At 71.1% G+C, this 13,435-nt stretch carries 11 protein-coding genes; 8 read left to right on the top strand and 3 right to left on the bottom strand.

What is annotated here, in order from left to right:
* Positions 1 to 3 precede the first annotated feature (3 nt).
* A complete protein-coding gene (locus QUC20_RS12650) occupies positions 4 to 1,431 on the bottom strand; it encodes a dihydrolipoyl dehydrogenase family protein (RefSeq protein WP_289330104.1) in 1,428 nt (475 codons plus the stop codon).
* 502 nt (positions 1,432 to 1,933) lie between these two features.
* On the opposite strand from QUC20_RS12650, the gene QUC20_RS12645 reads away from it, so the two are divergent.
* The 8 genes from QUC20_RS12645 to QUC20_RS12610 all read left to right on the top strand — a co-directional run bounded on the left by QUC20_RS12645 (position 1,934) and on the right by QUC20_RS12610 (position 11,399).
* Entirely contained in the window at positions 1,934 to 2,227 is a 294-nt protein-coding gene (locus QUC20_RS12645) for a hypothetical protein (protein WP_289330103.1), read from the top strand.
* Positions 2,224 to 3,915, top strand: a complete 1,692-nt coding sequence (locus QUC20_RS12640; RefSeq protein WP_289330102.1) for an alpha/beta hydrolase — start codon at positions 2,224 to 2,226, stop codon at positions 3,913 to 3,915. Before QUC20_RS12645 ends, QUC20_RS12640 begins: the two co-directional genes overlap by 4 nt.
* 27 nt (positions 3,916 to 3,942) lie before the next feature.
* Complete coding sequence (locus tag QUC20_RS12635; protein WP_147374411.1) at positions 3,943 to 4,617, top strand: hypothetical protein; 675 nt, start codon at positions 3,943 to 3,945, stop codon at positions 4,615 to 4,617.
* A gap of 28 nt (positions 4,618 to 4,645) precedes the next feature.
* Positions 4,646 to 5,263, top strand: a complete 618-nt coding sequence (locus tag QUC20_RS12630) for a hypothetical protein (RefSeq protein ID WP_289330101.1) — start codon at positions 4,646 to 4,648, stop codon at positions 5,261 to 5,263.
* A 141-nt stretch (positions 5,264 to 5,404) separates the two neighbouring features.
* Complete coding sequence (locus tag QUC20_RS12625; protein ID WP_289330100.1) at positions 5,405 to 6,919, top strand: DNA-3-methyladenine glycosylase 2 family protein; 1,515 nt, start codon at positions 5,405 to 5,407, stop codon at positions 6,917 to 6,919.
* Positions 6,916 to 7,461 (top strand): methylated-DNA--[protein]-cysteine S-methyltransferase, encoded by a 546-nt coding sequence (locus tag QUC20_RS12620; protein WP_289330099.1) that lies wholly within the window; start codon positions 6,916 to 6,918, stop codon positions 7,459 to 7,461. The genes QUC20_RS12625 and QUC20_RS12620 overlap by 4 nt, the downstream gene beginning before the upstream one ends.
* A gap of 309 nt (positions 7,462 to 7,770) precedes the next feature.
* Positions 7,771 to 9,591, top strand: a complete 1,821-nt coding sequence (locus QUC20_RS12615) for an ABC transporter ATP-binding protein (protein WP_120264611.1) — start codon at positions 7,771 to 7,773, stop codon at positions 9,589 to 9,591.
* Entirely contained in the window at positions 9,588 to 11,399 is a 1,812-nt protein-coding gene (locus tag QUC20_RS12610; RefSeq protein ID WP_289330098.1) for an ABC transporter ATP-binding protein, read from the top strand. Before QUC20_RS12615 ends, QUC20_RS12610 begins: the two co-directional genes overlap by 4 nt.
* 103 nt (positions 11,400 to 11,502) lie before the next feature.
* Here QUC20_RS12610 and QUC20_RS12605 read toward each other — a convergent pair whose 3' ends face one another.
* Both QUC20_RS12605 and QUC20_RS12600 read right to left on the bottom strand, forming a co-directional pair.
* Positions 11,503 to 12,429, bottom strand: a complete 927-nt coding sequence (locus QUC20_RS12605) for an N-acetylglucosamine kinase (RefSeq protein WP_289330097.1) — start codon at positions 12,427 to 12,429, stop codon at positions 11,503 to 11,505.
* Positions 12,426 to 13,406, bottom strand: a complete 981-nt coding sequence (locus QUC20_RS12600) for an acetylxylan esterase (RefSeq protein WP_289330096.1) — start codon at positions 13,404 to 13,406, stop codon at positions 12,426 to 12,428. The genes QUC20_RS12605 and QUC20_RS12600 overlap by 4 nt, the downstream gene beginning before the upstream one ends.
* Positions 13,407 to 13,435 lie beyond the last annotated feature (29 nt).

Raw genomic sequence — 13,435 nt, 5'->3', positions numbered from 1 at the left:
GACTCAGACGGTCGGCCGGCCGTAGGTCTCGAGGAAGCGCAGCCACACCTCGCTGAGCGTCGGGTACGCCGGCACGGCGTGCCACAGCCGCGCGAGCGGAACCTCGCCGACGACCGCGATCGTCGCCGCCTGGAGCAGCTCACCGACATCCGCCCCGACGAACGTCGCCCCGATGAGAACGCCGCGGTCCTCGTCGACGATCGCGCGCGCCTGACCGGTGTACGCGTCCGAACGCGTCGACGCGCCCGCGATCCACGAGAGGTCGTAGTCGAGCACGCGGATGTTGCGACCCGCGGCGCGCGCGGACGCCTCGGTCTCGCCGATCGAAGCGACCTCGGGGTCGGTGAAGGTCACCTGCGGCACGGCGGCATGGTCGGCGGTCGCGACATGGGCGCCCCACGGAGCGTCGTCGACCGTGCCGCCGGTCGCCCGGGCGACGATGACATCGCCCGCCGCGCGGGCCTGGTACTTGCCCTGATGGGTGAGGAGAGCGCGGCGGTTGACGTCACCGACCGCGTAGAGCCAATCGGATCCGCGGACGAGCATGGTGTCGTCGACATCCATCCAGGAATCGGGCTCGAGGCCGACGGCATCCAGTCCGAGATCCCCGGTACGAGGGACACGACCGGTCGCGACGAGCACCTCGTCGGCGCGGACGCGCGTGCCGTTCGACAGCTCGAGCTCGACCTGGCCGTCCTCGACGCGCTGGGCGGAGACGAGGTCGGTGTGGAGCAGCACGCGCGCGCCGCGGTCGGTCAGCGACTGCGCCACGAGGTCGCCCGCGAAGGGCTCCATCGGTCCGAGCAGCCGGCTGCGCGCGATGAGTGCGACGTCGCTGCCGAGGTCGACGAACGCCGTGGCCATCTCCGCGGCGACGACACCGCCGCCGACGATGGCGAGCGAACCCGGAACCTCTTGCACGGCGGTCGCTTCGCGGCTCGTCCACGGCGAGACATCGGCGAGGCCGGGGACATCGGGGAGGAGGGCCGCCGAACCCGTGCACACCGCGACGGCGTGGCGCGCGACGAGCGTGGTGACGGAACCGTCGGGTTCGGTGACCTCGACGCGCTTCTCGCCCGCCAGCCGGCCGTGGCCGCGGACGAGATCGACTCCCGCCCCCTGCAGCCACTCGACCTGGGACGAGTCGTTCCAGTCGGACGTGAGCGAGTCGCGACGGCGCAGCACACCGGCGACGTCGACATCGCCTGTCACGGCCTGCTTCGCGCCGTCGACTGCGCGGGCCGCGCGCAGCGCCGCGCCGGCCCGAAGCAATCCCTTCGACGGCATGCACGCCCAATACGAGCACTCGCCGCCGACGAGTTCGCTCTCGACGATGGCGACGCTCAGGCCGCCTTGTACGGCACGGTCGGCGACGTTCTCGCCGACGGGGCCTGCTCCGATGACGACGAGGTCGTAGGTGCGTTCGCTCATGCCGCGACGCTAACCCCGTCGCGGGCTGCACGCCAGCGGTTGCGCTCGGAAGCGTCGCGGGGGTCACGTCGCCGGGCGCGGGCGGCGCAGCCGGTCGCTCGTCCGCGTGTGCCGTCAACAGGCTGAGCGGTTCAACCCGACCGATGAACGGAGATCGCGTGGGGTTGAGCCTGCGCACGGCACGCTCGGTCGGCCGCGCATCGGCGCGCGGCGCAGGCTCGACCCGCCCGCCCCTCCGGGCCGACGAAGACACCGGTGGCACCGCTGCGCGCCTCGGGGCGTGCCGAGAACAGGCTGCGTCGACGCATCCCGCCTGTGCTCGGAGGTTGGGGCCGGGTGAGCCTGTTTGCGGCACGGCGAGCCGGTCGCGCCGCGGATGAACCGGCGGATGCCGCGGCCGCAGCGCGCGGGGTGCGGCAGGGGAGTCCTCCCCATCGACGCGGCAGCGGGCCTGTCGATAGCGTGTCAGCGTCGGCCGGACCGAGCCGGCGGAGGGGGCCCGATGTCAGACGTCGAGATCTACTATCACGCGCTCACGAGCGCGGCGGATGCGATCCAGACGCGGGTCTCGAGCGCGGTGGTGGACAACGCCGACATCCAGGGGGACGACACCGGCGTCGAGAACCCCGCACACCGGGTCGCGCTCCGTCTCGAGATGAACCGGCGGCTGAGCTCACTGAATCGGGTCGTGCTCGACCGGACCACCGCGGCATCCGAGGTCGCCGCCTTGCTGACCGCGATCGCGACGCGCTACTCCGATCTCGACGTCGAGCTCACCGGGCAGGAGCAGCCGTGACCCTCACGTCGCCGAACCGCGGCTACCCGCTCGAGCGCCTCGAGGGCAATCCCGGGTCGATGAGCTGGTGGAGTGGTGCGTTCAGCCGCGTCGCGGGCTCGCTCGGAGACCTCCGCACGACCGTCCAGTCCGCGACCGACCTCGACGGCGTCGGCGCATCGATCCGGTCGGCGCGCTCCAAAGCGCAAGAGGTCGCCAGCGGACTCGCCGCGGAGATCGCCGAGGCGGAGCTGCTCGCGGGGGTGCTTCAGCGCTACGCCGACGCGTTCTCATCGTCGGCCGAGGCGGCCAACCGGCTCATCGACGACATCGAGTCCGCCCACGCCGCGTTGTCGTCGGCATCGGCCACGGCGAACGAAGCGGGGCTGAACGCTCTCTGGACCTCGCGCTCGGGAGAGCCTGCCGACGTCCGGCGCGCGAACGACGAGGCACAGGATGCCGTCGCCGCCCGGGATGCCGCGGCCAGCGATCTCGCCGATCTGTGGGAGCAGTTCGAGAGCCACTACTCCGCCTGGGACACCGCCTACGACGCGGCGCTCGCCGAGCTCGCCGGCGGGGCGGGGCCGGCGATGACGTCGCAGGCGCAGAACCTGCTCGACCAGCTGCTCGCGGCGGACACCCCGCAGGCGGTGCTCGAGCTGTGGCTCGCGCATCCCGAGCTGCAGGATGAGGTCGCCCGGGCGCATCCCGACATCATCGGCAATCTCGACGGCATCCCCTACGACGTCCGCGGACGGATCAACCGCGAGCGCCTCGAGGCGCTGCGCGCCACGAACCCCGGGGGTGCCCTCGGCGACGACGTCGCGGCGCTGTGGGAAGAGCTGACGGATGGCCCGCCCTTCCCGCTCCTGATCTCGTTCGATCCCGACGGTTCGGCGCAGACCACCGCGGCACTGGCCTACGGCGATCTCGCTTCCGCAACGGACATCAACGTGCTGGTTCCCGGTATGAACTCGTCTGTGGCGGGCATCGGTGAGTGGGGAGACTCGGCTCGCGCGCTCAACAACGCCGGACCGGGCCTCGCGACGATCGCGTGGTTCGGCTACGACTCTCCCAACGAGATCGAAGAGCCCGGCATGGACCGGGCGCGTGACGGCGCGGCAGCACTCCGCTCGTTCCTGCTGGGAATCGACGCGGTGCATCCGACGGCGGAGAAGGCCGTCATCGCCCACTCCTACGGCAGCACGACCGCCGCCCTCGCGATCGGTTCGCGCCCGGGCGCACTCGGCGTCGACCAGTTCATCGCCGTGGGCTCCGCCGGTTTCCCCAGCGATCCTCAGGTGCTCTCGAATCTTCAGAACGCCGACGACCTGCGCATGTACGCGACGCTGTCGGAGAACGATGCGTGGGCGCGGATCGGCCGTGACACGAGTTGGGGTGGCGCGCACGGCACGGTGCCCGAGACGCTCCCGGGCGTGACCGAGTTCGGTAGTGACGGCGGTTACGCGGGCGACCAGCACCTCGCGCCCACCCCGGGGCACGGCGCCCACGAAGGCGGCAACGGCCCACTTCCATCGGGCGACGGCGAGGGGTACCTCGTGCAAGGATCGGAATCGTTCTACAACATCCAGCAGATCATCCTGACCGGTGAACCCGGGACGGAGATTGACGGTGAGGGCAGCGAGCGCGGCTTCTGGGATCTGCCCGATTGGCTGCGATGGCTGCCCGTTGACCCCTACCGGACGTGACTGATGAGACCGACCTCGCGGATGACGATGACGGCTTTCACCGTCGGATTGGTGTTGATGATGAGCTCGTGTGCGGCGACGCCAAGTGACGAACAGCCGGCCGCGGACGTGTACACCCAGGCGCGCGAGCAGTTCACGGCGATGGCCGACGAGCTGCATACGGTGATCATGGCGATCGAGCCGACCGACTGGCGGGTCGACCAGGGACAGTACGGAGCCCGCCCGAGCGGATGTCAGCTGGGGGTCAGCTCCGACACGGGGTACTCGTTCACCGCGGTGCGCGCGCTCGAGCTGCCGGGGCGGGATGCTGCGGACATCGCGGCTGCGGCATCCGAGGGTTTCGCCGAGCTCGGGATAGACGCGGAGGCCGTGGAGCGCGGTTCGGGGGACGCGCGGGAGGTGACCGTCGTGGGGGAGAGCGACGCCGCCCGCACCGTGGTCGTCATCCGCCCCGTCGACGGCCGTGTGCTCGTCTCCAGCGAGACCGCCTGCACCGCCGGATCGAGCTCCGACATCCTCACGACGATGTTCGGTGAGGAGCTGTACCCCGATGACGTCTGGCGTCGCCTTCCCGCGACGGAAGGTCCGTCGTCGGTGCCCCTGTTCTTCTTCCCGCCCGACGGTCCCGTGTACTACAGCGAGGACGGCACGCCGGTCGAGCCGCAGCCACTCGTGACGGACGCCCCGGTTCCGCCTCGATGATGACCTGACACGCTCGCAGATGTTCCGGGTGAGAAGTGTGAGCCGTGCCGGCGTCGGCGCACTCGTGCTGCTCTCGGTGCTGCTGGTGAGCGGATGCGGAGGCTCCGGCGGCGTCGGTGACAGCGAGACGTACGCGCAGGCGCGGGACCGGTTCTTCGCGTTGGCGACGGGCGTTCACACGGTGATCATGGCGATCGAGCCGGCCGAGTGGAGCGTCGTGGACGGTGCGTACGGCGCACATCCGACAGGATGCCAGCGCGGGCTCAGCGAGGACGGGGGATACCGTCTCGTGGCCGTACGCGGTCTGGAGCTGCCCGGACGCGACGCATGGGAGGTAGCCGACGCAGCGGTCGAGGCTCTCGCCTCACTGGGGATCGAAAGCGACACGAGCGACCGGGGGCAGGGGGACGCGCGCGAAGTGACAGTCGTCGCCGAGGGGGTCATCGCCGAGCGGACGGTCGTCACGATCCACGCGGCAACGGACCGGGTGAGGGTGTCGGCCGAGACGGAATGCGCCCCCGGGTCGGCACATGCCCTCGCGACAGAGGTTTTCGCCGAGGAACGCCTGCCCGCGGACGTCTGGCGCCGGCTTCCCGCGACGGAAGGTCCCTCCTCGGTCCCGCAGTTCTCCTTCCCGCCTCGCTGACCTCCCGTCGACTCGCCAGAAAGCGCGGATCCGGGAGGGGCGGGATCCGCATCCCGTGGCGAGTCGACCGTGCCGTGCCCCGGGAACGGTCGTGTCCGATTTCCGCGAGCCGGTGTCGGCGGGGCGTGTCAGGCTGGGGGCATGACGAGTGACGGGATGACCTTCGACGAGCGGTATCGCGCCATCGACGCGCGCGACCGCCGCTTCGACGGCCAGTTCGTCACGGCCGTTCGCTCGACGGGCATCTACTGCCGCCCGAGCTGCCCCGCCCGCACCCCGCAGCCCGCCAACGTGACCTTCTATCCGACGAGCGCCGCGGCACACGAGGCCGGCTACCGCGCGTGCAAGCGGTGCCTGCCCGAGGCGACTCCGGGCTCGCCGCAGTGGAACCTGCGCGGCGATCTCGCCGCGCGTGCGATGCGTCTCATCGCCGACGGCGTCGTCGATCGCGAGGGCGTCCCGGGGCTGGCATCCCGCCTCGGCTACTCCTCGCGGCACCTCACCCGGCTGCTGACATCGGAGCTCGGAGCCGGTCCGCTCGCGCTCGCCCGCGCGCACCGCGCCCACACGGCGCGGGCGTTGCTGGTCGACACCGACCTGCCCATCGCCGACGTGGCCTTCGCCGCGGGATTCGCGAGCGTGCGGCAGTTCAACGAAACGGTGGGCGAGGTGTTCGCGATGCCTCCCGGCCAGCTGCGGGCGCGCCGGCAGGTGGGGGAGCGGATGCCGGGCCGCATCGACCTCGTCCTTCCGGTGCGGGAACCGTTCGACGCCGCCGGCCTGTTCGGGTGGATGCGGGCGCACGCCATCCCCGGTGTCGAGTCGGGTGACGAGCGCTCGTTCGCCCGGGTCGTCCGGCTCGCGGGCGGTCCGGCCTGGTTCGAGGTGCGCCAGGATGACGCGGGCCGCGTGCGTCTGCGCGCCGAGCTCGCCTCGCTGACCGACCTGTCCACCCTCATCGCGCGCGTCCGACGGCTGTTCGATCTCGACGCCGATCCGACCGCCGTCGACGAAGCCCTGGCGCGGCATCCCGAGCTGGCGCCCCTCGTCGCACGGATTCCGGGAGTGCGCCTGCCCGCAGCCATCGACCCCGACGAGATGCTCATCCGGGCCATGATCGGCCAGCAGATCAGCGTCGCCTCGGCGCGCACCGTGCAGGGGCGGCTGGCCGCCGAGCTCGGCGAACCGGTCGAGACCGCCGCCGGCCCGGCGATCCTCTTCCCGACGATGTCGGCGGTCGCCGAGCACGGCGCCGACGTCCTGCGCGGGCCCGGCGCCCGCATCCGTGCCATCGTCGGCGCCGCCACCGCGCTCGCCGACCGCTCGTTGCGCCTGTCTCCCGGCGACGACACGCACGAACAGCGCTCCGCTCTGCTCGCCCTCCCGGGCATCGGCCCCTGGACGGCCGACTACGTGCGCATGCGGGTGCTCGGAGACCCCGACATCCTCCTGCCCGGCGATGTCGCGGCCCGAGCAGGGGCCGCCGCAGCAGGCATCCCCGCCGGCCCGTCCGAGCTCGTCGCCTGGTCCGAGCGCGTCGCGCCCTGGCGCAGCTACCTCATGGCGCACCTCTGGTACGCCGCCCCCGTCACCCAGGCTTGGCGCGAGAGCGCGACCGAGCCCACCCTCTCGCCGTCCCGAAAGGCCCGAGCATGACCGCCACCACCGACGCCTCCGCCCCGACCGAGACCACCCTGGTCGAGACGGCCCGGCTCCAGACCGTCGCGACGCCCGACGGGCCTTTCACGATCCTCGAGGCGGGCGGTGAGGTGCTCGCCTCCGGGTGGACCAGCGATCCCGATGCGATCCTCAACCGACTCCGCCCCGTCGCGCGTCCCGCGCAGATCCTCGACGGTCCTACGGATGCCGCGGCCGCCGTGGCCGCCTACTACGGTGGCGACCTCACCGCCATCGACGCGGTGCCGGTGCGTCAGCCCGGCACCACTCTGCAGAGCGTGGGGTGGCAGGCGCTCCGGCGCATCGCTCCCGGTGAGCCGCTGACCTACGCGGGCTTCGCGGCGGCGCTCGGCTCACCCGGAGCCGTGCGTGCCGCGGCATCCGTCTGCGCCCGCAATGCAGCGGCGTTGTTCGTCCCGTGCCATCGCGTTCTCCGCACGGGTGGGGCGCTCGGGGGATTCGCGTGGGGCGTCGAGGTCAAACAACGTCTCCTCGAGCGCGAGGCGCGGCTTCGCGCCTGAATCGCTGCCAGGTTTTCCTTGCACTCAGCGAATACACAGATATATCCTGGAGGGCTCCCGTGTGCGTAGCGGGTGCCCCGTCCGCTCGACCCCAGGAGGAAGCCATGTCATCGGCCATCGTCATCACGAAGTCCGTCGCCTTCCTCGTCACGGCCGACGGGCGTCCCGCACGCGGAGGAATCGTCCGGTAGCTCCGGGAAGCGCTTCAGCGCTTCAGACGTTCCTTCCCTCGGGGTCCGTGCCCCGATTCGCCGCGCTCGCGCGCGCCCCTCGCCGTCACCGGCATCCCGCTCGACACACCTCAGGATCATGACCTCCTCGACGCCCCCTCGTCTGTCCACGCCGCGCGCGCTCGCGCGTCTGCTTCCGTTCGCCAAACCGGTGCTGCCGCGACTGAGCCTCGGCTTCGCCAGCGCGCTCGTCGCGAGCCTGCTCGCTCTCGGCATCCCGCTCGTCCTCGAGGTGATCGTCGGCCCCGAGGGGCCGATCTCCTCGGGCGACCCATGGCTCATCGTCCTCGGCGCCGGCGCCATCCTCGCACTCGGCCTGCTCGAGGCGCTCATGGTCTGGGCGCGCCGTTGGTTCGTGCTCGCCCCTGCCACGAAGGTCGAGTACGAGCTGCGCACCGACTTCTTCGCGCGGCTCCAGCGCCTGCCGGTCGCCTTCCACGATCGCTGGCAGTCGGGCCAGCTGCTGAGCCGGATGATGCAGGACATCAGCCTCATCCGCCGCTGGCTCGCCTTCGGCATCGTCCTGCTCGTCGTGAACATGGTGACGATCGTCGTCGGCTCGATCATCCTGTTCCGGTGGCACTGGCTGCTGGGCACGATCTTCGTTGTCGTCTCCGCGCCCCTGTGGATCGCGGGCTTCGTGTTCGAGAACCGCTACGGGCTGCTCTCGCGCCAGAGCCAGGACCAGGCCGGTGATCTCGCGACGGCCGTCGAGGAGTCGGTGCACGGCATCCGCGTGCTGAAGGCGTTCGGCCGCGGCGGTCACGCCCTGCAGAAGTTCACGCGGCAGGCCGAGACCCTGCGCGAGACCGAGGTCAAGAAGGCCAAAGCGGTCGGCTGGATCTGGTTCTGGCTCGTTCTGCTGCCCGACATCGCCTTCGCACTGTGCCTCGGCGCCGGCATCTACCTCGTGCAGGCGGATGAGCTCGGAGTCGACTCGCTCATCGCGTTCTTCGCGATGGCGACGATCCTGCGCTGGCCCGTCGAGTCGATCGGGTTCCTCTTCTCGTTCCTCGTCGACGCCCGCACGGCGACCGACCGCATCTTCGAGGTGTTCGACGAGCAGAACACGATCACAGACCCCGAGAACCCGACGACCATCGCGCAGCCGCGCGGCGAGCTCGTCTTCGAGGGCGCCCGCTTCCGTTACCAGGATGCGCCGGAGAGCGAGCGCGATCTGCTCGACGGCATCGACCTCGCGCTGCGTCCGGGCGAGACGATGGCGCTCGTGGGCCTGACCGGGTCGGGTAAGACGACGCTCACGACGTTGCCCGGCCGGCTGTACGACGTCACCGGCGGCCGTGTGCTGCTCGACGGCGTCGACGTGCGCGACCTGCGGCTCGACGAGCTGCGCCGCCACGTCGGCATGGCATTCGAAGACGCGACGCTGTTCTCGCAAACCGTCCGCGAGAACGTGCTGCTCGGGCGCGAAGACCTCGAGCGCGGCAGCGCGGAGGCCGAGCGCGTCATGCGAGAGGCGCTGTCTGTCGCGCAGGCGAACTTCGTCGACACGCTGCCGGCGGGGGTCGACACGGTCATCGGCGAAGAGGGGCTCAGCCTCTCGGGCGGACAGCGGCAGCGCCTGGCGCTCGCCCGCGCCGTCGCCGCTCGTCCGGCCGTGCTCGTGCTCGACGATCCGCTGTCGGCACTCGACGTCGACACCGAGGCGCTCGTCGAAGACGCGCTCCGCGAGGTGCTCGCCGACACGACCGCCCTCATCGTCGCGCACCGCCCGTCGACGGTGACGCTCGCCGACCGGGTGGCGCTGCTCGAAGAGGGGCGCGTGACCGCCGTCGGCACCCACTCCGAGCTGCTGCGCACCAGCGAGCACTACCGCCACGTCATCTCGAGTCTCGAGGACGAACAGCAACGACAGGACGAAAGGGAGGTGACCCTGTGAGCACCGTCACCGGGACGAGCGGCGAGGACCGCTCCGACTACACCCGCGACGAGAGCCGCGAGATCCGGCGGCGCTCGCTGCGCCTGCTCGGGTCGCTGGTCTCGCCGCTGCGCATGCAACTGGCGCTGGCGGCGGTCGTGCTCGTGGTGTCGACGGCGTTGCGGGTCGCCGGCCCCGCTCTCGTGGGCTGGGGCATCGCCAATGCGCTACCCGCCGTGCAGAAGGAAGCCGACTGGATGCCGACCATCGCGGTCGTCATCGTCTTCCTCATCACGGCTATCGGCGGCGCCGCGCTCATCGGCTGGTACGCCGTCGTCGCAGCTCGCCTGACCCAGGCGGTCATGATCGACCTGCGCAAGCGGATCTTCCGCCACACGCAGCGGCTGAGCCTGGAGTTCCACGAGTCGTACACCTCGGGGCGCATCATCTCGCGTCAGACCAGCGATCTCGACACGATCCGCGAACTGCTCGACGGCGGCCTGAACGAGCTCGTCTCGGGTCTGCTCTACGGCGGGTTCACCCTCATCGCGCTCCTGCTGCTCGATTGGCAGTCGGGCGTCATCCTCGCGGTCATGGGCATTCCGCTGTTCCTGCTCATGCGCTGGTTCTACCTGCGCTCGCAGGTCGTCTACCGCGAGTCGCGCGTCATCAGCGCGAAGGTGATCGTCAAGTTCGTCGAGTCGATGACCGGCATCCGCGCGGTGAAGGCGTTCCGCAAGGAGCCCGCGAACGATGCCGAGTTCGGCGGGCTCTCGAGCGACTACCGCGATGTGAACATGCGCTCGATCCGCCTGTTCGGAACGTTCGAGCCGGCGCTCATGGCGGTGGCATCCGTCTCGCTCGCCCTCGTGCTGGCATGGGGCGGATTCCGGGTGGTCGACGGCACGCTGAGCCTCGGCTTCCTGCTGTCGGCTGTGCTGTACGTGCGCAACTTCTTCGCGCCGATGCAGGAGGTCGCCTTCTTCCTCAACTCGTACCAGTCGGCGACAGCGGCGCTCGAGAAGGTGTCGGGCGTGCTCGAAGAGGAACCGACGGTTCCCGACCCGATGGCTCCGGTCGAGCTGCGTGAGGCCCGCGGGCACCTGCGTTTCGAGGACGTGACCTTCGGGTACTCGGATGCCGTGACGATCCTGCCCGACTTCTCGCTCGACATGCCCGCGGGGCAGACGATCGCGCTCGTGGGGACGACGGGCGCCGGCAAGTCGACACTCGCCAAGCTCGTCGCGCGCTTCTACGACCCCACGAAGGGCCGGGTGACCCTCGACGGCGTCGACCTGCGTCAGCTGCATCCGAAAGACCTACGGCGCGCGATCGTCATGGTCACGCAGGAGGCGTACCTGTTCAGCGGCACGGTGGCCGACAACATCGCGCTCGGCAAGCCCGACGCGACGATGGACGAGATCCAGGCCGCGGCACGGGCCGTGGGCGCGCACGAGTTCATCGAGCGACTCCCCGACGGATATGCGACCGACGTCAACAAGCGAGGCGGCCGCGTGTCGGCGGGGCAGCGTCAGCTGATCTCGTTCGCGCGCGCGTTCCTCGCCGACCCGGCGGTGCTGATCCTCGACGAGGCGACGGCCTCGCTCGACATCCCGAGCGAGCGGCAGATCCAGGAGGCCCTCGGGACGCTGCTGGCCGACCGCACGGCGATCATCATCGCGCACCGCCTGTCGACAGTGGCCATTGCCGACCGTGTGCTGGTGATGGAGCACGGCCGCATCATCGAGGACGACACACCCGCCGCGCTGATCGCGGGAACGGGCAAGTTCGCCCAGCTGCACACCGCCTGGCGCGAGTCGCTCGTCTGACCCCACGCCGAGAACGCACCCTCGCCCCGAGAACGCACCGGAGACGGTGCGTTCTCGGCGTTGCGGTGCGTTCTCGGCGGGGGTCGGCGTTGGGCGGAGGTCGTCAGCGGATGACGCCGGCGTGATGGGTGACCGCGGCGAGGGGGTGCGACTCGTCGAGGTCGGCGAGGGCCATCACCCCGTCGATACCGACGCCGACGGGGGCCACCAGGCGCACCGACTCGTCGCCCGCGTGCAGATCGTCGGCGAAGGCCTCCCGCAGCGGGGTCGAGCCGAACACGCCTCCGATCGCGCACACCGGGAACGACTCCTCGTCACTGCGCACCTGGGCGATCGCGGCGCGCACGCTCTGGGCGAGCTCATGCGCGGCGCGCACCGAGATGTCCTGCGCGACGGCGTCGCCCGCGTCGGCCGCGCGGGCGACGACGGCCGCGTAGCTCGCGACGACGCGGACGCGGTCGGGGTCTGCCTGCAGGCTCATGTACGCCTGCGACAGGTCGGGCCAGCGGTCCGAGACCGCCGCCGTCAGCTCGGTCGTCGGGCCACGACCGTCGTAAGCGCGCATCACGGCGTCGAGGGCCTCGCGGCCGATCCAGTAGCCGCTGCCGGCATCGCCCATGATCCAGCCCCAACCGTCGACGCGAGCGGTGGTCTCGGCCCCGACGGCGAGCGTCACGACTCCGGTGCCGGCTGCCACCACGGCCCCGCGCCGGTCGCCGAGGGCGCCGAGGAACGAGGTCGTCGAATCGTGCGCGAGCACGACCCCGCGCACGCCCTGCGCCGCCGTCAGGGCGAGCAGGGCGTCGGCGTCGGCGTTCGCGTCGGTCAGCCCCGAGATGCCCGCCACAACCACGTCGGCCGGTTCTCCGGTGCGCGCCGCCGTCTCGGCGACGACGGCGGCGAGCTGGGGGAGCAGCGGCTCGCCGGTGCGGATGCCGGGGAAGAGGAGGTCTCCACCGGATGCCGCGGCCGGGCGCACCTTGATCCCGCTCTGTCCCGCGTCGATGGCGAGCACGCGACGTGCGCTCATGCGTCGCCTCCGAGAACACGACGCAGGAACGCCGCCTGGGCCTCCCACTGGTAGCCCTGCCCGCCCTCGTGCTCGTTGAAGGGGAAGACCGACATCTCCTTGTGCGTGCCGCCATAGGCGTTGAATGCGGCGTAGACCGTCGACGGCGGGCACACCGGGTCGAGCAGTCCCACCGAGAACAGGGCGGCGGCGTCGGCGCGACGGGCGAAGTTCACGCCATCGAAGTACGACAGGGTCTCGAAGACCCGGGCCTCGTCGCCGCGGTGGACGGCCAGCCAGCGCACGACCTCCTGATAGGGGTCGCTGCCGGTGAACCCGACGGCACGCTCGAAGTGGCAGAGGAAGGGCACGTCGGGCATCGCCGCGACGAGGCCTTCGCTCAGGCCGGCGGCTGCGATGGCGATGCCGCCGCCCTGGCTGCCGCCCGTCACCGATACCCGCGAGGGGTCGACCTCGGGGAGCGATCGCACCGCGTCGACAGCGCGCACGGCGTCGGTGAACACGCGTCGGTAGTAGTAGGTCTCGGGCGATTCGATGCCGCGAGTCATGAAGCCGGGCACGGCCGGGCCCGACCCGTGCGGATCGGGCGTCTCGCCGCCGCTGCCCCACACGCTGCCCTGTCCGCGGGTGTCCATGACGAACGAGGCGTATCCGGCGGTGGCCCAGGCGAGCCGCTCGGTGGGCAGACCCCGACCGCCGCCGTAGCCGACGAACTCCACGACCGCCGGCAACGGCCCCTCGCGATGCGCGGGGAGGATCAGCCAGGCCTTCACGGGATCACCGCCGTAACCGGGGAAGGTCACGTCGTGCACATCGACGGTGGCGTACAGCTCGGATGCCGCAGACACCGTCACCTCGCCTCCGGCCTCACGCGAGCCCGCGATCGTGGCCGACCAGAAATCGTCGAAATCGCTGGGCTCGCTCACCTCCGGGCGATAGTCCTGCAGTTCGGCGAGCGGAAGATCGAAGCGCGGCACGCGCTCACCCTAGCGCGAAGCCCGGAGTC

Source organism: Microbacterium arborescens (genome assembly GCF_030369635.1).
In the GTDB taxonomy this organism is placed as follows: domain Bacteria; phylum Actinomycetota; class Actinomycetes; order Actinomycetales; family Microbacteriaceae; genus Microbacterium.
Note: the sequence above shows the minus strand (reverse complement) of the source record. Positions and strands in the feature narration are given on the sequence as shown.

Excerpts from the sequence above, each read along its gene's own strand:
- QUC20_RS12625 (WP_289330100.1), top strand. The coding sequence starts at position 5,405 with ATGACGAGTGACGGGATGACCTTCGACGAGCGGTATCGCGCCATCGAC.
- QUC20_RS12620 (WP_289330099.1), top strand. The coding sequence starts at position 6,916 with ATGACCGCCACCACCGACGCCTCCGCCCCGACCGAGACCACCCTGGTC.
- QUC20_RS12605 (WP_289330097.1), bottom strand. The coding sequence starts at position 12,429 with ATGAGCGCACGTCGCGTGCTCGCCATCGACGCGGGACAGAGCGGGATC.
- QUC20_RS12635 (WP_147374411.1), top strand. The coding sequence starts at position 3,943 with ATGACGGCTTTCACCGTCGGATTGGTGTTGATGATGAGCTCGTGTGCG.
- QUC20_RS12615 (WP_120264611.1), top strand. The coding sequence starts at position 7,771 with ATGACCTCCTCGACGCCCCCTCGTCTGTCCACGCCGCGCGCGCTCGCG.
- QUC20_RS12645 (WP_289330103.1), top strand. The coding sequence starts at position 1,934 with ATGTCAGACGTCGAGATCTACTATCACGCGCTCACGAGCGCGGCGGAT.
- QUC20_RS12650 (WP_289330104.1), bottom strand. The coding sequence starts at position 1,431 with ATGAGCGAACGCACCTACGACCTCGTCGTCATCGGAGCAGGCCCCGTC.